This is a genomic window from Nitrospirota bacterium (genome assembly GCA_015233895.1).
GTDB lineage: Bacteria > Nitrospirota > Thermodesulfovibrionia > Thermodesulfovibrionales > Magnetobacteriaceae > Magnetomonas.
Genome location: JADFXG010000004.1, coordinates 23074 through 45676 on the forward strand (window position 1 = coordinate 23074; position 22603 = coordinate 45676).

At 42.3% G+C, this 22603-nt stretch carries 15 protein-coding genes and 1 tRNA gene; 7 read left to right on the top strand and 9 right to left on the bottom strand.

Annotation, left to right across the window (positions count from 1 at the left end; translation table 11 throughout):
* Positions 1–3: 3 nt before the first annotated feature.
* Positions 4–780 (top strand): DUF3786 domain-containing protein, encoded by a 777-nt coding sequence (locus tag HQK88_04820; GenBank protein MBF0616127.1) that lies wholly within the window; start codon positions 4–6, stop codon positions 778–780.
* 54 nt (positions 781–834) lie between these two features.
* On the opposite strand, the gene HQK88_04825 is transcribed toward HQK88_04820, so the two are convergent.
* From HQK88_04825 to HQK88_04835, 3 genes are read right to left on the bottom strand one after another with little or no spacing between them, the layout of a single operon-like run.
* Positions 835–1173 (bottom strand): hypothetical protein, encoded by a 339-nt coding sequence (locus HQK88_04825; protein MBF0616128.1) that lies wholly within the window; start codon positions 1171–1173, stop codon positions 835–837.
* Between the two features lie 35 nt (positions 1174–1208).
* On the bottom strand, positions 1209–1649 hold the full coding sequence (locus HQK88_04830; protein ID MBF0616129.1) for an ATP-binding protein: 441 nt from the start codon (positions 1647–1649) through the stop codon (positions 1209–1211).
* Positions 1650–1667: 18 nt separating this feature from the next.
* Positions 1668–2819, bottom strand: a complete 1152-nt coding sequence (locus tag HQK88_04835; protein ID MBF0616130.1) for a fused response regulator/phosphatase — start codon at positions 2817–2819, stop codon at positions 1668–1670.
* Between the two features lie 388 nt (positions 2820–3207).
* On the opposite strand from HQK88_04835, the gene HQK88_04840 reads away from it, so the two are divergent.
* On the top strand, positions 3208–4476 hold the full coding sequence (locus tag HQK88_04840) for an ammonium transporter (protein MBF0616131.1): 1269 nt from the start codon (positions 3208–3210) through the stop codon (positions 4474–4476).
* An 87-nt stretch (positions 4477–4563) separates the two neighbouring features.
* Positions 4564–4640, top strand: a tRNA-Arg gene (locus HQK88_04845).
* A gap of 74 nt (positions 4641–4714) precedes the next feature.
* On the opposite strand, the gene HQK88_04850 is transcribed toward HQK88_04845, so the two are convergent.
* From HQK88_04850 to ileS, 4 genes are all read right to left on the bottom strand, one after another.
* Positions 4715–4891, bottom strand: coding sequence for a hypothetical protein (locus HQK88_04850; protein ID MBF0616132.1), 177 nt, complete (start codon positions 4889–4891; stop codon positions 4715–4717).
* Between the two features lie 100 nt (positions 4892–4991).
* Entirely contained in the window at positions 4992–6581 is a 1590-nt protein-coding gene (locus tag HQK88_04855; GenBank protein ID MBF0616133.1) for a transglycosylase SLT domain-containing protein, read from the bottom strand.
* 539 nt (positions 6582–7120) lie between these two features.
* Positions 7121–7582 carry a signal peptidase II gene (gene lspA, locus HQK88_04860; protein MBF0616134.1) on the bottom strand — a complete coding sequence of 154 codons (462 nt, stop codon included), beginning with the start codon at positions 7580–7582 and terminating at the stop codon, positions 7121–7123.
* A gap of 12 nt (positions 7583–7594) precedes the next feature.
* A complete protein-coding gene (gene ileS, locus HQK88_04865; protein ID MBF0616135.1) occupies positions 7595–10390 on the bottom strand; it encodes an isoleucine--tRNA ligase in 2796 nt (931 codons plus the stop codon).
* Positions 10391–10566: 176 nt separating this feature from the next.
* On the opposite strand from ileS, the gene HQK88_04870 reads away from it, so the two are divergent.
* Positions 10567–10875 (top strand): hypothetical protein, encoded by a 309-nt coding sequence (locus tag HQK88_04870; protein MBF0616136.1) that lies wholly within the window; start codon positions 10567–10569, stop codon positions 10873–10875.
* 34 nt (positions 10876–10909) lie between these two features.
* Here the strand turns inward: HQK88_04870 and HQK88_04875 are convergent, their stop codons facing one another.
* A complete protein-coding gene (locus HQK88_04875) occupies positions 10910–11356 on the bottom strand; it encodes a hypothetical protein (GenBank protein MBF0616137.1) in 447 nt (148 codons plus the stop codon).
* A gap of 216 nt (positions 11357–11572) precedes the next feature.
* Here HQK88_04875 and HQK88_04880 point away from each other — a divergent pair, with 216 nt between their 5' ends.
* Entirely contained in the window at positions 11573–13588 is a 2016-nt protein-coding gene (locus tag HQK88_04880) for a bacteriohemerythrin (protein MBF0616138.1), read from the top strand.
* 147 nt (positions 13589–13735) lie between these two features.
* Here HQK88_04880 and HQK88_04885 read toward each other — a convergent pair whose 3' ends face one another.
* Complete coding sequence (locus tag HQK88_04885; GenBank protein ID MBF0616139.1) at positions 13736–16303, bottom strand: response regulator; 2568 nt, start codon at positions 16301–16303, stop codon at positions 13736–13738.
* A 311-nt stretch (positions 16304–16614) separates the two neighbouring features.
* Here HQK88_04885 and HQK88_04890 point away from each other — a divergent pair, with 311 nt between their 5' ends.
* Both HQK88_04890 and HQK88_04895 read left to right on the top strand, forming a co-directional pair.
* Complete coding sequence (locus HQK88_04890) at positions 16615–20526, top strand: response regulator (protein ID MBF0616140.1); 3912 nt, start codon at positions 16615–16617, stop codon at positions 20524–20526.
* Complete coding sequence (locus tag HQK88_04895) at positions 20523–22583, top strand: transporter substrate-binding domain-containing protein (protein MBF0616141.1); 2061 nt, start codon at positions 20523–20525, stop codon at positions 22581–22583. The genes HQK88_04890 and HQK88_04895 overlap by 4 nt, the downstream gene beginning before the upstream one ends.
* Positions 22584–22603: the final 20 nt, after the last annotated feature.

The window sequence follows — 22603 nt, forward strand, 5'->3', positions numbered from 1 at the left end:
ATTATGACACCTATAGAGATTTACAAGGAACTGCCAAAGACCAATTGCGGCCAATGTGCAGAAAAGACCTGTATGGCACTTGCCATTGTGGTTTCAAAAGGCTCTAAAACTCTTGATGTTTGCCCATCTCTGCCGAAAGAGACCGTAGAGCGTCTATCCAACTCTATAAAAACCGTGGATGTAACCAAAACCATCCTTGAAAATCTCAGGGTGGAAACAGAAAAAATCAATCTTGAAGCTGCCGCAGCTGCTATCGGCGCTCAAATTGTAGATAATGGAATTAAAATACACTGCATGGGAGCAGACTACACTATCGAAAAAAACGGCACTATAGAAACCGATGGCCAGGTAAATGTCTGGATAAATATACTGCTTCTAATTTATATAAAAATGGGCAGTGCTATTAAAGATTCCTCCTCAGGTAATGTTCCAGTGCGATGGGTTTCTTTTGATGAGCTCAAATCCGGCAGCATGAAATCCAATTCGTATAGAAAAGAGTCTGAAATCCCACTGACAGCCATGTTTGAAAACGATTATACCCGCACGGTTAATGCGCTCACCCTCCTTGGAGCAAAACCCTATGCCGGCCAACCCTCAGACAACGCATGGATAGTATATCTTCTGCCCAAAATCCCCGTCTTAATCCTCTACTGGAGAGGCGATGGCGAATTCCCCACCGACGTTAAAATCCTGTTCCCCCATGATACAGATAGTTTCATGGACGTTGAGTCAGTTATCTTTTTGATGCGTGAAATGGTTATCGCTCTTAAAGAACTATGAAAATATTTTGACACGAACGCCTTTTTAAAAGTCCGCGGTTGAGTATCAGGTTTGCTACTCAACCACCTCAACACTATCCTCCCTGAGTAAATCAAAAACCCTGATTTTACCATCGTCTTGAATAAAATTAAATCGTGTTGCTGTGTTTTTGATTTGAGGTTGAACGTTAATCAGATCGATTCCGGTCACTATTTCCTGAGTTGAGGCTTTTCCTATTGTCCCCATCATTTTTGATACAGCTACCGTAACAGCCTTAAAGTCTATAATAAAATAAAACTCCTTTTTGAGCTTTTTGAATTCCTCAACAGTTTCATTTATGAGGTCAATCACCTCATCCTGTTCATTAATACTGCCGTTTTCAAAAACAATATTAAATGATAATTTCTTTTTCATCTCTTCTCCTCTCTATTTAAAAGATTTTTATTTATTCAATTGTTTCCATAGAAATTCAGGTTTTTCTTTTTGTCGTTGATATCGGAATTAATATGGTTTGCTCCCTTAGTTTTGACTACCATAGTTACCTTATTGCCCCGTTCGTTGAAAAACAGGGTAAATCCTGTTTCCACTATTAACCAAAGCCCCCTTCCACGCGCATTTGAAAGAGGAGGACATTGTGTCGGTATTGTATGCGGAGGACCGTTTCCTTCATCTTCAATGGAAAAAGTTAATAACTCTGAAGTCATCTCCCATTCAATGAAGATTTTACGGCCAGTCTCAAATTTATTGCCGTGTTCCTGAGCGTTTATAAGAAGTTCGATTAACGCTGATTTGATATTGAAAATTTCTTGTTTATTACCAAAAGCAAAATCCTCTAAAACAGGACTAATCTCGTTTGCAAACAGTTCAATCTGTTCGTCTGTACTAAAAATTGTGCGTTTATACGTAAACTACTCCTTTTCTATAATTATGATAGTTATGTCATCATCGAATTTGCTGGTGAAGTTTTGCATTTCACAAACAAGAGCGTCTTTCATATCCTCGGATGATAAAGAAGAATTTATTCTCATAAAATTTATAAGGTTGTCTGTTCCGAAGGGTTTGCCCTCAGGGTTGACTGCTTCAATCAGACCGTCCGTGTAAATAAGCAAGCGATCGCCCTGCTTAAACTCAAACGCCACTTCTTGTACATTCACCTCTGGAAACATACCAAGTGGGGAGCCAGAGGATGTTAACTCGATTACATCCTCACCGCTTAACAAAAGCGGAGCGGGTTGCCCTGCATTAGAGAATATAAAATTTTTCTGATTAAAAATCAAATACATACATGCCACGAAGCTATTTTCCTGAGACAACAAGTCATAAATATCGCTGTTTATGCCTGATAGGAATTCAGAGGGATGAAGGGATGGCGCCGGGTAATAGTCAATGGTGGATAAAATCCGCATTGACATAAGCGCTGCCGATACGCCGTGACCACAAGTGTCGGCAAAAAAAAGTCCGGCTTTACCTGTAACCATTGCTTTTGAGAAAAAGAAATCTCCCGAAATATCTGCTGCAGGACTATTAAACAATACTACTTTTAGTCCGGCATTTATAAGATTTTTCTTGGTTTCCTGCGTGTTTGTCAGGAATTTTTTTTGAACCCTTGCGGCGTAGTGAAGATCGGCTGTTCTTTCCTTTTCCAGAGCATTCTTTGCCTTCACAGCAATAGATTTGGAGGAATATGCTTTTACGCGAGCCTGTAGTTCTGCCGGTTTAAACGGTTTACTTATGAAATCATCGGCGCCAAACTCATGGGCCTTTTTAATCTCATTGGCTTCACAAGTAATTACGGATGTCAGTATAATCACAGGAATTTCTTTGGTGTCAACATCTTTTCTTAATTCTGCCAAAGCGGTGTAACCATCCATTACCGGCATCACAATATCCAGTATGATGAGATCAGGTTTATGTTCCCTCGCAAGCCTTAGCCCCTCCTGTCCGTTTTCGGCAAGAATAACTTCATTGCCATCCTTTTCAAGATAAGCTTTACAAAGGAGACGAATGCTTTTATCGTCATCTGCGATTAACACCTTAATATTAGCAGGTATTTTGCTCATTCCAGACCTGTATAAATTATTTCTATGTTTTGGAAAAACGCCAATCTATCTGTCTCTTAAATATCCTTGAAACAGATCTCTTAAAGAAACATCAACTCTAACTATTAATTTCGACACAGCCCAGCTACTTTGTCTCCTACCTCTTATCACCCACAGTTGTTATTATTAACGCCATTATGCTTCTTTAAATAGTAGCATACTAATGCAGCTATAGTCAACAAATTTGAAATACATATGGTCAAAGTGGCAGACACAGCGCTTTAAGCTGCAAAAAAAAACGGCGTCAGAAATAAATATAAAATTATGATATAATCACCGCGTAACAAATAACGAAAATAAGTAAAAGGAGATACGTATAATGAGGATTGCTCTGACGATTTGTTTCACTATGATAATCGCTACAACAGCCTATGCGGCAGAAGGAGTATCTCAGATTGACAAAGCTGACACTGCCTGGATACTGGTTTCTGCCGCTATGGTGCTTCTTATGACACATGGCCTGGCTCTGTTTTATGGTGGTATGGTTAGAAAGAAAAATGTTCTGGGAACAATTATGCACAGCTTTATAGCAATTGCTATTGTAAGTGTACAGTGGGTTGTAATAGGGTACAGTTTGGCTTTTGGGCCTGATATTAAAGGAATAATCGGAGGGCTTGATTGGGCATTCTTAAGGGGTGTTGGACTGCAACCTAATCCCGACTATGCAGGAACTGTCCCTCACCTTGCGTTTATGATTTATCAGGCGATGTTTGCCGTGATAACACCGGCTCTTATCAGCGGAGCACTGGCTGAGAGGATAAAATTTTCGTCCTTTATTTTATTTATTATTTTATGGTCAACGGTTATTTATGCTCCGGTTGCTCACTGGGTATGGGGCAAAGGAGGATGGCTTGGGAGTTTGGGAGTGCTTGATTTTGCAGGCGGAATAGTTGTGCACGTTACATCCGGCCTTTCTGCGCTTGCCGCCGCACTCTATATAGGTAAACGTAAAGGCTATCCACATGATATAACCCCTCCCCATAACCTTCCGCTGACTGTAATAGGGACAGGGATATTGTGGTTTGGGTGGTTTGGTTTTAACGCTGGCAGCGCACTAACCTCAGGCGCACTGAGCACAGTAGCCTTTGTAACATCCCATATATCCGCAGTGGCTGCAGTAGTTACCTGGGTAACCATAGAGTGGCTGCAACACGGTAAACCAACAGTTTTCGGCGCAGCAACGGCCTCAGTGGCAGGCCTTGCCACAATAACCCCTGCTGCCGGGTTTGTCTCTCCTATGTCTGCCATGATTATAGGCGTCCTTGCAGGCTCTATTTGCTACACGGCACTTAATTTAAAACCGCGGCTTGGATATGACGACTCTCTCGATGCCTTTGGAGTCCACGGAGTTGGCGGTTTTATCGGAACAGTGTGTGTTGGAATATTTGCCTCATTAGCATTTAATGAACATGGTGCTAATGGATTACTCCTTGGCAACACTAAACAGTTTATTGTACAAATTGCTGCTGCGGCAGGTGTCGGAATCTTTTCATTTGTCGTAACGTTAATACTTATAAAGATAGTGGATATTGTCACTGGAGGGATAAGAGTAAATCACGAAAACGAAACCGAAGGACTTGATGTCACACAACACGGTGAAAGCGGATATTACTTCTGATACAGTAATTTGCAATATTGTTTTACTTATTCACATAAATATGTTAAAATGTCAGCCGTGTTCAGAGACATCTCTAAATACGCTGGAGCGCCTGTAGCTCAGTAGGATAGAGCAATTGCCTTCTAAGCAATGGGCCAGGGGTTCGAATCCCTTCAGGCGCACCAAAAAAGAAAAGGGGTTTTTCTGCACAGCAAAAAACCCCTTAACATTACCCTAACTTTTTTATAGAGAGAGCCGGCTAATGCCCGCAACCGCAGCCGCAACCACCTCCGCCCATTCCCTCTTTTGTCTCACCAACTAACTTAATGTTTCCACTTTTGCAGCTTGGACATACTTTCGGCTTCTCCTCTATATATGTTGCTATAAAAGTCTCACCACACCCCATACAGTCAAATGTCCCTCTCGTTATCTGCATTGTACACCTCCATATTTTTAGTTAATTCTCCCTTTAATAGTTTATTATATAACAGATTGGTTCACTTCGTCAACAGGATGGTATGTACAGATTTTGTATATCAGACTTTTCTGTTTGAAGATTTATGCTGCTTAGACGGTTGTTTTGATGGCAATTTATCCTTAGCCGTATCATTTTTTACGACCTTTACGACATTACGGTGCTTAGCAGAGCCAGTTTTAACTTTATTTGACGCTCCTTTAGCCTTGTTATCGGATTTTTGGGTAACTTTGGCAGTTTCTCTGTGCTTACCTGCCGCCGACTTAGTCTTGCCCTTTCCAGCCATTGCCACTAATTGCACTGACCTTGATTTATTGCCGGAGCGTTTTGCAAATCTTATGGCTTTAGATCCTTTTCTGCCTTTACTGACGACAAACCTTGTTTTGCCCTTTACCGATACGGTTTCTCTTTCGGCGTATTTTTGTATATCTGTTGTAGGCGGAAGGTAAACGGTAGTGTTTTTAGCCAATCTTTCACTTATACCATAAGAGTTTATATCTGACAATACATCTGCAGGCACTCTAAAACGCTTTGCTATATGCTTAAGTGTATCTTGTTTCTTTGTTATATGATAGGGCTTAAGCATAGCCCTCTGCAACTCTGGTGTGCTGTCATATACTGATAAAAAAGCATCCTTTGTTCCATAAGGGATGCGCAGTTTATATTTAGACACTTTTGGTGGTATGCACCACTGTTTCAATTCAGGATTCAAAGATAAAATTTTATCAACTGTGGTACCAGCCGCTTCAGCTATAAAGCTTATTGCTGCAGGTGGATTTATATAAACCACATCATAATCAATCGGCGCTTCATTTTCAAACTCATCAAAACCATACTTTGCAGGCTCTGCTGCTATTTCTTTAGCGGCAAGGAACTTTGGTACATACTGTTTGGTTTCCTTAGCTATATGGTTTGTTTCGGCAAGTGACCAGAAACTGTCGGTATTGGCACGTTTCATCGCCTTGTCTATGCGTCCCTCACCGGCATTATAGGCAGCCAGCGCGAGGTTCCATGAGCCATACCTCTCATACAGGAATTTAAGATAATCCGAGGCAGCATGAGTTGATTTCACAGGGTCGCGCCTTTCATCAACCCAACGGTTTATTTTCAAATTATACTTTCTTGCCGTCTGTTCCATAAACTGCCACGGTCCTACAGCGTTAGCAGGTGACAATGCATACACATTGTAACCGCTTTCTATAAGAGGCACATAAACCAACTCTTCCGGCAGATTATTTTCTGCAAGTATCTTTTTCATCATTGGCAGATACTTTGAGCCGCGGTTAATCCACCGTGTGAAACTTGATTTCATTTTCTCAGAAAAAAACGATAAAAACATGGATACAGACTCGGTTTCCTTATCATTCCCACTGTTTAGGCCAAGGCTTGTTACAGTGTAGGGGATGGTGTCATCTTTTTCAAAAACAGAATTCTCCGGCATAATACGTACTGCATACTCACTCATCCCATTAGAGTTGAGGTTTAAGTTAGTCGTTTGATCGTCAACAACTTTATGGGGGATTCTGAAAGATATATTCTGCTCGTTAGTGGCAGGTGAACAGCTTTTTTCATTAGAATAAAACAGGGCTTCGGTCGAAACCGGATAAATAAAAAGCGTTAATAACAGCCCTATTTTTAGTATTTTTCCCACGGCTAAGTCATTATACAACTTTTATTTAAACTTGTCAAGATGTTTTTTTACATTTTTTTACTAATACCGAGTTGCTGCCAAAAAGTTAATATAATAATGGTGGAGAAAAAGGACTGGATCCCGCAACAAGTGCGGGATGACAAAGGAGGCTGGGGTTACTATCCTGTCATTCCTGCGAAAGCAGGAATCCAAGTCTTTTATTTATATCTTTGAACGTAACTTGAGACCGTTGCATAATTCGATATTTTGAATTTTCACAATAAAAAAACTCTTATAGCGATATGCATAATTACGTTAATTATTTTTAAAGGCTGAGATTGCCACGTCGCTATCGCTCCTCGCAATGACGAATAAAAAACACAGTAAAAACTATTATTTATCGTCATTGCGAGCCCCCGCAGGGGGCGTGGCAATCTCATCCTTTTAAATAATCAATATGAATATCTTTTTGAATTTTGGTATATTTACAATTGTGTTTTTTGTAAAGTTTTGGCTGAAAAATGATTTTTGCAACGGTCTCAACTTGGTATTACTCGTCTTTATCTTTTGGTCAACAGAAACTGATTTAAAATTATAAGGAAAATCCCAATAGTTAATGCCGAATCGGCAACGTTAAACGCGGGCCAGTGGTAGTTGCCAATGTGGCAGTCCAAAAAATCAACCACACTGCCTCTAACTATTCTGTCAAAAAGATTCCCTGCCGCTCCTCCTAAAATCAATGAATACGAAAGGGTTTCCTCTTTGTCTGATTTAAGCAGCAGCACAACAATCACCACAAGGGCTATCAGTGTTATGGTTATAAAGATAGGATTGCCTAGAGCCTGAAAAGTGCTGAAGGCTGAGCCCAGGTTTCTGGCACTGACAATATTAAAAAATGAAACTACAGGAACCACTTCATATAGAGTAAGTTTGACCGTTATCAGATATTTTGTTAACTGATCCAGCAGGAGGATTATAAGGGAAACTAATAAGTACGGCGACTTTTCTTTTAATAAGGACATTGGATATATTGGTTAGCTAAGCGCATCATGGCAGCGGGAACAAACCTCCGGTGTGTCGGTAAATGTCCCGACTGTTTCACTATAGTTCCAGCATCTTTGACATTTCTGTCCATCAGCTTTCTCGACTTTTACAGCAAGCCCCTTAATATCCTCACTGGTAAAGCAACTGTCATCAGTGTCATCATATTTGAACAGAAACGCCTGAGAGACAATAAAAAGAGTTGGCAGAAAATTTTCATAATCTTTAAGTAATGAATACAATGAGTTATCAGCATAGACTTGAAGCTTTGCTTCAAGAGCGTTGCCAATAAATTTCTCCTGTCGTTTGAGTTCAAGCGCCTTGTTGGCAGCATTCCTTACGTTAATTAATTGGGCCCAGCGTGCCTCAAGCTCTTCATCAAGAAATTCGCTGTTTACAACTGGAAATGACGTTAGAAACACGCTTTCCTCAAGATTCAGCGAGGCTGCAGCTTTCGATTTTCTGAGCGACTGCCAAACCTCCTCCGCTGTAAAAGAAAGAACAGGCGCCATGAGCCGTGCCATCGAAGACACTATCTGGAGCATGACCCACTGTGCCGAGCGTCTCTCTGATGAATCCTTTTTAAACGTATAAACACGGTCTTTTAATATATCAAGATAAAACGAACTCATATCAACAATGCAGAAGTTATGCAAAGTGTGGTAAACCTCGTGAAACTCAAAGCTTTGATATGAGGCAGTTACTGATTTTTTCAATTGCTGAAGCCGTGACATTGCCCATCGGTCAGCCTCCGGCAGATGGGCTGCCATATCTGTGCCGTCAAAGTCCGATATGTTACCTAACAAAAATCTTGCCGTGTTGCGGATTTTTCTGTATGCCTCAGTGAGCCGCGCCATTATCTCATTTGAAATCCGCACGTCATTTCTATAGTCCTCGGCAGAGGTCCAAAGCCTCAGGATTTCTGCTCCGCTTTTATTAATCACCTCGTCGGGGGATATAACGTTTCCTAGCGATTTGGACATTTTTTTGCCCTTACCGTCAACAACAAAACCGTGAGTCAGCACGGTGCGAAACGGCGCTTTGCCTCGTGTGGCGGTTGCAACTATTAGTGAGCTTTGAAACCACCCCCGGTGCTGGTCACTGCCCTCAAGGTACATATCGGCGGGCCACGAAAGTCCCTCTGTATTTTCCAACACCGCAGCATGGCTGACTCCTGAGTCAAACCACACATCAAGAATGTCGGTCTCCTTTTTAAATGAACCATGTCCGCACTTTTTGCAGACGTACCCGGCAGGCAGAAACTCCTCCGGATTTATATCAAACCAGATGTCGGAACTATGCTCTTTAAAAGCGTTGACTATGCGGTCGAGGATTTCCGTCTCTGTTACAGGCTCTTTACACTCCTTACATAAAAACACGGCTATCGGCACACCCCACGCCCGCTGCCTCGATATACACCAATCTGGGCGGTTTTTCATTGTGCCCACTATCCGGTCTTTCCCCCAGCCCGGTACCCAGGTAACATTATCTATCTCTTTAAGACATCTCTCTTTAAGATTTTCCGCATCCATGGAGATAAACCACTGCTCGGTAGCCCGGAATATGACTGGCTTTTTGCATCTCCAACAGTGGGGATATGAGTGGGTTAATGATGAGGCGTTAATTAAAGAGCCGTTTTGCCTGAGATGTTCAATTATTTCCTCATTAGCGGCAAACACGAATTTGCCCTGCAAAAACCCTGCGTCTTTTGTGAATTTACCGTTGTCATCAACCGGTACGTATATATCAAGGCCGTTCTTTAAACCAGCCCTGTAATCGTCCTCACCATGCCCGGGCGCTATGTGGACAATTCCAGTGCCGTCCGTAACCGTTACAAAATCACCTGTAATTACGGGTGAAAGTCTGTCTATAAATGGATGATGGGCACGGAGTCCCTCTAATTGAGCGCCTGGTATCGTCTTTTCTGTCACCCCTGTAAAACTGGTCTCAGCAGCAATCTTTTCAAGAAGTTCTGAAGCGGCAATAAAATATTGATTTTCGTTCTTAATGACGGCATATTGAACATCAGGATTTACGGCAAGGGCTAAATTAGCCGGCAGCGTCCACGGAGTGGTTGTCCAAATTACAATATATACATCCTTATTATCAAAACCGATCTTTTTGGCGTCTTCTGCCGTAAGTTTAAATTTGACGTATATTGAGGGCGAAAGTTTGTCGGCATACTCTACTTCAGCCTCGGCAAGCGCCGTTACACACGATGAGCACCAATGTACTGGTTTTCTCCCCCTATAGACATAGCCGTTTTTCAAAACCTTAAAAAACTCCCCGACTATTGCTGCCTCATAACCATAAGTCATGGTAATGTAGGGTTTAAACCAATCGCCAAATCCGCCGAGGCGCATAAACTCATCCCGTTGGATGTCAATGAATTTACCGGCATACTCACGGCAGAGTTTTCGCTTTTGCCCAATGGTAACTTCGTGTTTTTTGCTGCCAAGGTTTTTGTCAACCTGAAGCTCTATGGGAAGACCATGACAGTCCCATCCCGGTACATAAGGGCTGAAGCGTCCGCTAAGAGAATTAAATTTTACAATTATATCTTTAAGGATTTTATTTAAGGCGTGTCCAATATGGATGTGGCCATTAGCATAAGGAGGGCCGTCATGAAGAATATACGAGGAATTCCCTGAGTTTTTCTCAAGAATTTTTTTGTAAACATCAGTATCTTTCCAAAAAGCCAAAAACTCAAGCTCTCGCTTTGAAAGGTTGGCTTTCATCGGAAAGTCCGTCTCAGGCAGATTTAATGTGTCTTTAAAGTCCTTAGCCACAACTCAAAATTCTAACCCAAAGACTGATTTTATGTCAAGAAGTAAACAGATTTTAAGTAAATTCTTTTTTTTCCGGGGGTAATTGACAAAAGATACTTTTGTTCTATAATATAACTGATGATGCTCGATAAAGATGTGCTCAATAAAGAGTCAACAGGGGATGAAGGGTTAAAGTTATGATAAATCCGAAACAGAAGTTAGCCAGTGCGATAGTGTTTGCATCGGTTTTTTTAGGCAGTTTCATGGGAGCAGCAGTAACAGTAATAACAACACCCAAAGCAGCCGCAGAGGGATTGAGGGACAAACTAGGTGGTACTGCAGAAGCACTGAAGGAAAACATGACAGAACACCTTGACAGTGTTGCAATAAAACTAATAGAAAATAGCACACATTTACTGACAAAGGCAAAGATGACTATTGATAACTATGAACACATTATAGGCACAATAAAAGAATCTCTGCCAAGTATTCTAAAGAAGAGCTGACGCTCTATCCCGCTTTAGATTTTGTTAATAAACGTTACAGACTAAGATCAGCGAGATTAATTCGGCCGTTTTCCATTGAGGCGTACTCGACGTTTGTTTTTTCATCTTTTACCTTTATACTGAGAGTAAGCCCAAGAGATTCTCTTGCACCGGCTATGGTCTTAATAAAATTTTTTCTTTCGTTAACGCTGTTTTTTCTCCAAAGCGCACCATCAACGTTCACCAACAGCCCCCCGTCTTTCTCACTGTGGCCTTTAACAAAACCGTAGGTGTTCTTTACAAAAATTCCATCAAGTGCATTGTTAGCGGCTTCAATCATCTTTGGGTCAGTGCTTCTTTGAGGAGCCTTTGCCTGTACTCTGCCAAAACTCCCTGTAAACAGCATTATCGAATAAATGAAAATTACAGCCGCTAAGAGTATTATGCTTGCAAATTTTACTACATTTACTTTCTTAATCTTACACCCTACCGAACTCTCCATGTAGAAAGCCTCCCTGGTTTTTGGTCGTACATCAATAACGATAAAACCATTGTACACTAATGTCTGAAACTTTGTAAAGAGCAAAGGGGGTCCAAATCAAGGGGAATTTGTTCTTTTTTACCAAATAGGGAAAAAGTGTTGAATATATTTTCAGGATTGTTTTATCATAGCACTGAGGAGTTGTTACTTCAAAAAGAAAACACAGGGGATTATGATATGAAGATTAAGACGAAAATGAGAGGGACTGTGTTTGTGGTCTTTCTGCTTACTCTTGTCAGTGCTGTTTCGGTTTATGCTCTGCTTGATAAGTTAGCCTTTGACGGAAGGGTGGTTAATTATTCAGGCATAGTAAGAGGTGCAACCCAAAGACTTGTAAAGTTGGAGGTATCAGGTAAGCCAATGGACGACCTGATCCAGCAGTTAGATAAAATTATAGACGGTTTAATTAGTGGCAGCACTGAGTTACAACTGCCTGCGGTGTCCGACATCGGCTATATTGAGAACATGACCGAAGTGCGTAAGTCATGGGGTGAGCTGAAAAGTGCTATATTAAAAGGCAGGACAGATCCCGCATCGAGGGACGCCATTTTGAAGCAAAGCGAGGACTTCTTTGAATTGACCAATAAAGCAGTGTCCGCTGCTGAGAAATTCTCAAAGTATAAGATAGATACCCTTAAGCACATACAATTATTTATTTTAATTGTCAGTTTAATTATTGTAATTTTTATATGGGTATTTAGTGATAAGCATTTCTCCTCGCCCCTTACGATGCTCGCATCGAAAGTTGACACGCTGGTAAGAGGCGACCTGAGGCTCAGTATTGATTACAGGAGTGCAGATGAAATAGGAATCCTTTCTCAAGGCATGGATGAGATGGTACGATCCTTTAGCACAACAATAAATACAATACTAAGCATTGCGGACAGACTTTCGATAAACACCGAAAAAATCATGAAATCCAAAGCGGAAAAAACAAAAGCTGGATATGAAAACCTCGCTTCACACGCATCGCAATCTGCAGGGGCCGCCGAGGATTTGACTTTCACGATTACCGACATAGCAGCCAACACAACTTTGGTGGACGAGGCCTCTGCAGTGGCCATGGAAAGCGCAAATAAAGGTAAAAACATATCGGATGGAGCCATTGAAATTATCAATCAGGTACACGCCTCCACTTTAGAGCTTTCGTCAATGGTTAAAAACCTCAATGAAAGCGTAGCGGAAATCAGCAACGTTGTTACGGTAATCAACGACATAGCTGACCAGACCAATCTGCTGGCGCTTAACGCAGCCATAGAGGCAGCCCGTGCCGGAGAGCAGGGACGCGGCTTTGCAGTTGTAGCCGATGAGGTACGGAAACTTGCTGAAAAAACAATAAAACAGACAGCTGAGATTTATCAGAAAATTAAAGCCGTACAGGAGGACTCCGAGGGGACAGCTAAATCAATGGCTGATGCTTCTGTCGGTGTATCCAAAGCTACAGAGTACATAAACGAGGTCGGCAGTTCGCTGACAAACATTGTAGATAATGTTAAAAACACACGGGATAAGGTGCAACAGATACAGACATCGGTAAACAGACAAGTTGAGCTTTCCGACAAGGTGGCATCCAATATGGTAAAGACATCTGCCGTGGTCTCTGATATGGGTAGCATGGCTAACGAGGTCATTGATGATTTGACTCTTTTAACCGGCATCTCCAGTGAATTAAGAGCGGCCTCTGCAAAGTTTAAGACCAACGCTGAGAGCATGACAAAAGCTGATATGCACAACCAGCTTGAACGCTCAGCCCGTATCGGACATGAACCGCACCCCTCAGCGCTTGGTATGCAGTTTGACGATTCTTTTTTAGTTGGAAATCAAACAATAGACAGACAACATCAGGAATTGTTTAAGCTAAAAAATGATCTGCTTGCAGTTATGTCCGAGGGCAAGGGAAAAGAAGAAATAGCAAAAGTTCTACATTTTCTTGAGGATTACGTAGTTAATCATTTCGCAACTGAAGAGAATTTTATGAAAAAATATGACTACCCTGATATGCACTCACACATACCTCAACATAAGGCACTACTGGATGCGGTTGGGGGTTTTAAGGAAAGATTCATAAAAAATGGCCCGTCACGTGCCCTTCTGATGGATATTCAACAAGCGGTTGACAACTGGCTGAATGCTCATATAAAAAACGTTGACGTGTTATTGGGCAAGTTTCTTGCGTCAAAAGGAAATGCTTAAAAACAAAGTAACTGCCGATTAGCTACCGCTAAAGTACAGGTGTGGCGATTATGTTACAAAACCTGTTGATTTTCAGACTCTTTTTGATATTCTTGAAAAATACTGGTTTCATCAGCAATAGCAGTGATGGGTCTGATATATTCATATTCATTTACCTGATGGTTTTGAAAGCCAGGTTTCCATTTCTTTTAAAACATTCTCTGTCTCAAATTGTATATTTTCAATAAAAAGATGTATTTTTGCCTCATCTCTCTGAAAAAAGTTGTCCTTTAGATTGTTAACAGCCATTTCCATTCTAAAAGCTTCGTTACTAAGCGCTGTGGCGCCGGCATTTGCGGACATCCCTTTAATTAAATGGACTTGTTTCTTTAGCCCCTCTATATCCTTTGCTTCAAACAGCTCCTTAAGAAAGGCTGTCTGCTTTGGAGCATCATCCAGGAAAGCCTGCCACAAATCTCTGAGAATTCTCTCATCGTATTTAACTCTCTTTAAAGTCTTCTCAACATCTAATGACAACCCGGAGGTCATTTGGGCAGGATGCAGCAGCAGAGCTGGTTTATCAGCATTATGGGTATCAGTATCGGATTCAATCTTAGAAAAATTTGCCTTTGAGTTTCTGTGCCTTGGGATCGTGTATTTTTCAATAAGGCCATACAACTCATTGGCATCAACAGGTTTTGAGATATAATCAGATACACCTGCCTCAAGAAATTGTTCCTTATCTCCTTTTAGTGCACGGGCTGTCATGGCAATAATCGGTATATCTTTATTTAGTTCACAGCCTTTTTCACCTCGTATGTAGCGTGTAGCCTCTATACCACCCATCACAGGCATCTGTATGTCCATAAGGATAAGATCAAAGCGTGCCTTACTTAGTATATCGATTGCCTCAATTCCGTTTCCTGCCACAACTGGCATATACCCGCGTCTTTCCAGGAGTTTCACGGCAAGTGTCTGATTTACCAGATTATCATCGGCTACAAGGATATTAAGAGACCTTCTGGACTCAAGCAGAGTGTGGCGAGTCAGAAGAGGTGCCACAGGGTCATTCCAATTATTTATCAGAAGCGAAAGCACCTCCATTAAGTCAGATTTATAAATTGGTTTGACTATGTAGCCTGAGATGCCAAGAGTCCGGCACTGTGCGTCATCACCTCGTAAGCCAGCCCCAACCAGCATAATCACTTTAATTTGCGACAGCTTTGCTATGGATTTCATATTTCTTGCAAACTCAAATCCATCCATATCCGAAAGCTGGAAATCTAAAATAACTATATCATATTGAGCAGTTGAAAAGGTAAGTTTGCCGGATGCCTCATAACCGCTTGATGCCGTATCAACATGAAATCCCTCACTTCTTAGCATATCGGCTAATCGTCTGTTGGGTGAGACATTGCTGTCCACTATCAGTATGCGTTTGTTGGTCAGATCGTTGTTTTCAACACGCAGTGCAGAAGCAACTGGTTTTGATAATACTGAAAACTTAGCAGTGAAATGGAAAGTGCTACCCTGCCCTAACCTACTTTCTACCCAAATTTCACCACCAAGCAACTCTACAATTTTTTTCACTATTGCAAGCCCAAGCCCTGTACCTTCATACTTTTTTGCCACATGCTCTTCTACCATGCTAAAGCTGTCAAAAATCACACCGAGCTTTTCCTCTGGAATTCCTATTCCTGTATCGGAAACTGAAAAATATAACACCAATGGCTGCCCCTCAGTTGGCGGCGCTGTATTTAAGACAGTGTGTGCTGAATCCACTTTTAACTCAATTTTGCCATTTTCTGTAAATTTCAGTGAGTTTCCGGCAAGATTAACCAACACCTGTCTCAGCAAGCCTGCATCTCCACTTAGTGCTGAAGGTAAATTATTTGAAATTTTGATATTAAACGCCAGCCCCTTTTTCATAGCCGTAAAGGCTAATGGGTCAATAGCGTTTTTTATCGTTGTAATTAAATTAAAATCCACCTCTTTTATTTCTAGCTTACCCGATTCTATTTTAGACAGGTCCAGCACATCGTTTAACAGATCAAGCAGATGAGAGGCAGAGTTTTTAACTATTGTGAGATACTCTCTCTGCTCTGTATCAATAAGAGTGTCCAGTGCAAGGTTGGTCATTCCTATTATTCCGTTCATAGGGGTGCGGAACTCGTGGCTCATGTTTGCTAAGAATGTGCTTTTTGCTTTATTTGCCGTCTCAGCAGCCTCTTTTGCCTCAAGCAGCTCCTTTTCTGTTTGCTTGCGGTTGGTTATGTCTCTTACAATTGCCGTATAATAATTATCGTTTTTTACATTCCACATAGCAAGAGACAGTTCTACGGAAAACTCCTCCCCACTTTTCCTTAAACCCAATAACTCGAAAGTTTTCCCAATTAAATCCGACGTTCCTGTTTGAGTTACTCTCTTTAGTCCATCTCTGTGGCTTTGCCTCAATCTTTCAGGAATCACTATTGTAATATCACTGTTTAATGCCTCAGAGACAGAATAACCAAATATATTTTCTGCTGCTCTGTTCCAGTAGATTATATGGTGGTTACCGTCTATTGTTATAATTGCATCATTGGCGGTATCAACTACTGATTGCAGCTTTTTTTGATAGATTTCCAGTGATTTATCAACACGCCGGCGCAGAGCTTTTTCTTGTTTTAACTCATCATGAGCTTTACTTAGCCTCTTTATGAGTTCATTACTATTTTTATCTATTTGCCTTATCATTATATCCTGTGATATGCCGCCAGGTATTCTTTCATAACACAGTTATTCGTTTTCTATCGTTACACTTCAGCTTAGAAAGAATAATAGTTATTTTGTCATAAACTTGTAACAAAAGTAAACAAAAAAGGAATAGTCCGCAGATGACACAGATGTTCACAGATAAAAATCAGCTCTATCTGCGGATTAAATCCCTGTTCTATAAAATATTGTGTTTTTAATGGCTTTAATGGTTATTATTAAAGTAACTTCTTAATTAAAGTGACTTCTCTATTAATTAGCCCTATATTAGTCAAATCTGGTATAATTTCTTGATGACAACTACAAACTCCGAAAAGGAAAGAGTCTATCCCGTAAGGTTGCTTGTTGTAGTGTTACTTTCCACGCTGCTGTTTTTTGCTGTGGTAGTGTGGCAGAGTTTTACCTACATTAATGAAATCAACACCTTAAAGACAAAGCATTTTCGCCTTCAAGAGCTTATAGGTGTTATTTCAGAAAATGCCGTTGTCCTGACAATGTCTGCCCGTATGGCTGCCGAAACCAGTGATCTGACGTGGGAGAGGCGATATTCTGATGCTGACCAGTCGCTTGATGCGGCCATTGAGGAGGCGCTAAAACTTATGCCGGAAAAAACACTGGTTGAAAGCATTACCGCCACAGATAATGCTCACAATGAACTCGTTAAGATAGAAAAACAAGCATTTGAATTAGTTCACAGAGGGCAATTAAAAGATGCAAGAGGGATATTAATAAGCCGGAATTACTCCGAACTGGAGAGTTTAAATCGCAATGGAATTAATAAAACCCTGTCGCTTATGCAGGCAGCCATCAAAAATGAAATGCAACAGCAGCAAAAAAGGGTATATCTGACAATCCTGACTATGGCTCTTGTCATCACAATAATGCTTGCCTCATGGCTTTGGCTTCTAAAAACACTAAAAAAATACAATGACAAACGGCTGCTTGCTGAGACGGCTCTCCTGGACTCAGAAGAGAAGTCACGGCTAATCGAGGAGAACTCACGACAAACAGAAATCGGCAAACACCTTCAGACATGCAAAACCTTTACCGATTTTGGCAACACACTTACATCAAAACTTGCGCCTGTCCTGGGATTAGTTTATGGCGCTTTTTATGTAAGCAATGAAATGCACACAAGTCTCCGGAGGGTTGGAGGTTACGCCTGTGACGATATTAACCATAAATCTGTTTTTGCCTGGGGCCATGGACTTGTGGGGCAAGCGGCACTGGATAAGCGGGCAATTGCACTGCAACTTTCAACCGATGACAACATCAGCACAGCTATCGGGCTGGGTCAGCTTATCGTGAGAAACATATTGCTTGTGCCTGTCATACACATGGATGAGGTGCAGGCTGTGTTAGAGTTAGGTACTCTCGGCACTTTTAGTGACAAGCAGAGAGCTTTTATAGACAGCTTTCTGCCTGTTGTGGCAATGAACCTTGAGATTCTGTCCTCTAACATAGAAACCCGTGAGCTGCTTGAAAAAACTCAGGCACAAGCGTCAGAACTTGCCGCATCGGAGATGCAGCTAAAGGCGCGCAGGGATGAATTGGAGGAAAGCAGGAAGGTTTTAGCTCAAGCTGAAGAGCGCAGCCGTCTTATTCTGACTTCTGTCAGTGACTGCATTGTAGGCACTGATACAGAGGGCCTGATAACATTTGCTAATCCTGCTGTTACAGCGCTCTTAGGTTACCCCGAAGATGAAATTATTGGCAAGTCAATGCACGCAGTAATGCACTATGCGTACTCAGATGGCAGAGAGTTCCCTGTGTCAGAGTGCACGATGTTTTTGACATCTCAGGATGGCCAAAGGCGGGTGGCTGACAACGAGGTACTGTGGCATAAAAACGGCACACCACTGCCGGTAGAGTATTCAACCACAGCAGTCTATAAAGAAAACCAAATAGTTGGAACTGTTATCGTGTTCAGGGACATTACAACACGCAAGCAAACAGAGGAGGCGATGCGGCGGGCGCGTGAAATTGCCGAGGAGGCAACCAAAATGAAGTCCGACTTCCTTGCCAATATGAGCCACGAAATCCGCACCCCTATGAATGCCATAATCGGTATGTCACACCTTGCCCTTCAAACAAATCTGGATACAAAGCAGCGTAACTACATCAGCAAAGTGGATTCTGCAGCTAAGAATCTGCTTGGGATTATCAACGATATACTGGATTTTTCAAAGATAGAGGCCGGTAAGATGCAGTTTGAAAGCACAGATTTCTACCTTGAAGATGTAATGGAACACCTTGCAGACCTATCTGTTATAAAGGCACAGGACAAGGGACTGGAGCTGCTCTTTAATATAGGAACTGATGTACCTACGGCTCTTAAAGGCGATCCGCTAAGATTAGGGCAGGTGTTGATTAATCTTGTTAATAATGCCATTAAATTCACTGAAAAAGGTGAAATCACTGTGGGAGTCCACCGCATTGCACAAGACACAGACAGCGTGCGTTTGCGTTTTGATGTGACCGATACAGGTGTTGGTCTTACAGAGGAGCAGCGCAATAAACTGTTCACGGCCTTTACTCAGGCTGATAGTTCCACATCCCGCAAGTACGGAGGCACTGGGCTGGGACTGACCATAAGCAAGCGGCTGGTAGAGATGATGGAGGGAGAGATAGGGGTAGATAGTAGTCCCGGAGTTGGCAGCACATTTCACTTTACAGCTAAATTTGGTTTGCAAACTGAGCAGCGTAAGCTTACCACCTCCTCTCAGGACGTACAGAAACTGCGCATCATGGTAGTGGATGACAATAACAGCGCCAGGGAGATTCTGCTTTCTATGCTGTTATCACTTAAGTTTGACGCCACAGCCGTAAGCAGCGGCTCAGAGGCAATAGCGCAGCTTGAGCTAGCACAGATTCAACAAAATCCTTACGGATTGGTGCTAATGGACTGGATGATGCCCGGCATGGACGGTGTGGAGGCCATAAAACGAATACGCTCAAATACAAAACTCTCCCATACGCCGTCTTTTATAATGGTGACTGCCTACAGCCGCGACGAGTTGGTGCTTCGATTAGAAGATACAAAAATAGAGGGTCTTTTGGTCAAACCAGTTAGTCCCTCAACCCTTCTGGACAGCATTCTTAACGCATTTGGCAAAAGCGCAGTACATCGTCCGCGTAAACAGCAAAGGCAGGCCGATTACAAAGAGGCTGAGACACTTCTAAGGGGAGCTTATCTGCTTTTGGTTGAAGACAATGCCGTCAATCAGGAATTGGCACTGGAAATTTTGCAAACTGCTGGGATACGTGTTGATGTTGCAGAAAACGGATTTGAGGCGGTGAAAAAAGTTGGACAGGCAGACTATGACGGAGTGCTTATGGATTGTCAGATGCCTGTTATGGACGGCTTTGAGGCCACACGCAAAATCCGGCAGGACAAACGCTTTTCAGATATTCCTATTCTTGCTATGACCGCCAACGCTATGGAGGGGGATAAAGAAAAGTGCATTGAATGCGGTATGAATGACCATATCTCTAAGCCAATAGATATAGGACAGCTCTTTAAAACATTGGCTCGCTGGATTAAACCGAAAAAATCCACAGCTGGTGAAGCACCCGGTGTCACATCATCTCAGGAGGATACAGTGCCAGATATTGCCGGCCTTGAAACCAAGAAGGCTTTAAGCCGTGTTGGAGGTAATGTTAAGCTACTGCGGAAACTAATCAGCCGTTTTAGTGAAACACAAGCCGATGTAATAACAAGGATTAAATCCGCAATAGACAACAAAGACACTGAAACAGCAGTCCGTGAATCTCACACTCTTAAAGGGCTTGCCGGAAACATAGGTGCAGATGAGATATTTAATTTGGCGGCTAACTTAGAAGGAATTCTGAATAAGGGTGAGACTCAGCACCTGCCCCAGACGATTGATGAGACAGAGCGGGAACTCAATAACCTGCTAAAGAGTATTTACGAGGGGATGCCGCACACTGAAGCAATAACTGAAATGACTGATACACCGGTAGATATGGAACTTCTTGCCTCCGACCTGAGAAAACTACACGCTCTGCTCTCTGATGATGACTCAGAATCGGTTGATGCAATAAATAACGTAACAGACAGGCTAAAGACTGTGGGACATGGGAATGCGGCAAAAAGTGTGCAGACAAGTATCTCCACTTATGATTTTGAAGACGCTTTGGCTAAGCTCAACGAGATTTTTCAAGTCATGGGAATATCTGTGTGATGAGGTTTAACTCTTGCATTGCGATATGTCTGCTTCTTGGTAGTATCGCTTTTGTTCAAAACGTGTCATCGGAAATTCACTCTGATAACAGAACGATTGAGTTGACTTCTGAGGAAAGGGCGTTCCTTCAGACCATCAAACAGGTGCGTTTAGGGGTGGACTCGGCGCGTCAGCCGTTTGAGTTTATAACTGAAAAGGGTGTATACTCAGGCATCAGTGCTGGCTTTATAAAGTTCTGTGCAAGGCGGCTTGGTATCAGCATTGTTTTAGTGCCCGATCTTAACGTGGGAGCCGCCATGAAGAAATTGAATGACGGCGAAATAGATGTTATTCCAAAAATCTCACCTAATCCGCAACGGGCAAATACTATCCTCTTTACTAAGCCGTATGCCACCTTTGCCTCAGTCATTGTCACCCGCCAAAACGTCAGATACATAAGCGGGGTGGATAATCTTGAGGGACTGAGGGTTGGAGTGTTGAAAGGTTTAATTGTGGAGAGCAGCATGAAGCATGACTATCCGGCGTTGCCTCTCATATCGCTCCCTGATGTCCGCACAGCGCTTCTTGAGCTTTCCTCAGGCAATATTGATGTCTATATAGATAACATGGCAATGGTCTCCTATAACATAGACAGGCTTGGCCTGAATAACCTTAAAATTGCAGCCCAAACCCCCTACGTCTATGACATGGCCTTTGGAGTGAGAAAAGACTGGCCGCTTTTAGCATCTGCTCTTGATAAGACTTTAGCCGGCATGTCCAAACAGGAGCGGGCAGAGATAACAGGACGGTGGCTTACAGTGGAATACCGTTCCGGAGTTAACTGGAGGATTTTTGGCCCCATATTAGTGGCGTTGATTGTTATAATCGCTTTTGTGGCAGTCTGGAACCGGAGGTTAAGAGCAGCAGTATCAAAGCGGGAGGCTGTTCAACAACAGCTTAAGGAATATGCCCTCGAACTTGAGTCACGCTCTATGATTAAGTTTCAAGTCTCTCAAATCTCCTCAGCTCTTCAAAAAACTGTCACTTATGAAGAGCTGGCGCAACAGTTTCTTTCTAATGCAGCACCGCTAATTGGCGCAGCTTATGGAATCCTATATGTTTATGATAAAAATGATAAGAAACTGAGGGCGGCAGGCGGCTATGGCTGTGCCGCAAAAAACGAAAGTTTTGACATTGGACAGGGACTTGTTGGGCAGTGTGCTTTTGAAAAAGAACCTATTACCATAACCGCACCATCAGGGTCAGACATTGTCATAAACTGGGGAATTGGCAAAACCTCACCCGGTGAGATTATTCTTATGCCAGTCACACAAACCTCTGTTGTGCTTGGTGTTATGGAGTTAGCTACCATAACGGCTTTCAACGCTGACGCCACAGCGCTTATTGATGAACTTGTTCCCATAGTTGCCGTAAATATCGAAATCCTTAACCGTAACCTCAACACCGAACACCTTCTTGAGGAAACTCAGCAATTGGCCGACAAGCTGAATTCTCAGCAGAGAATGCTTCAGGAAACGGAAATCTGGTACCGCGGCATTATTGAATCTGCTCCTGATGGGATAATGGTTGTTAATCAATCAGGAGAGATCATTCTGACAAATTTTATGGCTGATAAAATCTTTGGCTATGAACATGGAGAGCTTATTGGTAAGACCGTGGAGGTTTTAGTACCTCGGGCTCTTGCACAATCACACCTCAGTAAACGGGATAGCTTCTTTAAGAACAAAGTGACACGCCAGATGGGAGAGGGAGTCCACATTACCGGAGTACGCAAGGATGGCACTGAGTTTCCTGTGGATTTAGGGCTTTCGCAATTGAGTGCAGACGGTATAAGGGATGTATGCGCTTGTGCTACAATTAGAGACATTACGGTGGCAAAGCGCGCTGAAGAGGAGTTACGGCAGCGCACGGATGATCTTGAGAGGTTCAGCCGTCTTACAATAGATCGTGAAGAGAGAATGATTGAACTTAAGGAGGAGGTTAATACACTGCTTGAGCAGATGAATAAGGGCAGTAAGTATAAGATAGTACCCTTAGAAACTATAACAATGTTATAAAATACAGAGGGGGTAACATA

Bases quoted from the DNA above. Each gene is read 5' to 3' on its own strand.
- HQK88_04820 (MBF0616127.1), top strand. From the start codon at position 4: ATGACACCTATAGAGATTTACAAGGAACTGCCAAAGACCAATTGCGGC.
- HQK88_04825 (MBF0616128.1), bottom strand. From the start codon at position 1,173: ATGAAAAAGAAATTATCATTTAATATTGTTTTTGAAAACGGCAGTATT.
- HQK88_04835 (MBF0616130.1), bottom strand. From the start codon at position 2,819: ATGAGCAAAATACCTGCTAATATTAAGGTGTTAATCGCAGATGACGAT.
- HQK88_04840 (MBF0616131.1), top strand. From the start codon at position 3,208: ATGATAATCGCTACAACAGCCTATGCGGCAGAAGGAGTATCTCAGATT.
- HQK88_04850 (MBF0616132.1), bottom strand. From the start codon at position 4,891: ATGCAGATAACGAGAGGGACATTTGACTGTATGGGGTGTGGTGAGACT.
- lspA (MBF0616134.1), bottom strand. From the start codon at position 7,582: ATGTCCTTATTAAAAGAAAAGTCGCCGTACTTATTAGTTTCCCTTATA.
- HQK88_04870 (MBF0616136.1), top strand. From the start codon at position 10,567: ATGATAAATCCGAAACAGAAGTTAGCCAGTGCGATAGTGTTTGCATCG.
- HQK88_04875 (MBF0616137.1), bottom strand. From the start codon at position 11,356: ATGGAGAGTTCGGTAGGGTGTAAGATTAAGAAAGTAAATGTAGTAAAA.
- HQK88_04880 (MBF0616138.1), top strand. From the start codon at position 11,573: ATGAAGATTAAGACGAAAATGAGAGGGACTGTGTTTGTGGTCTTTCTG.
- HQK88_04885 (MBF0616139.1), bottom strand. From the start codon at position 16,303: ATGATAAGGCAAATAGATAAAAATAGTAATGAACTCATAAAGAGGCTA.
- HQK88_04890 (MBF0616140.1), top strand. From the start codon at position 16,615: ATGACAACTACAAACTCCGAAAAGGAAAGAGTCTATCCCGTAAGGTTG.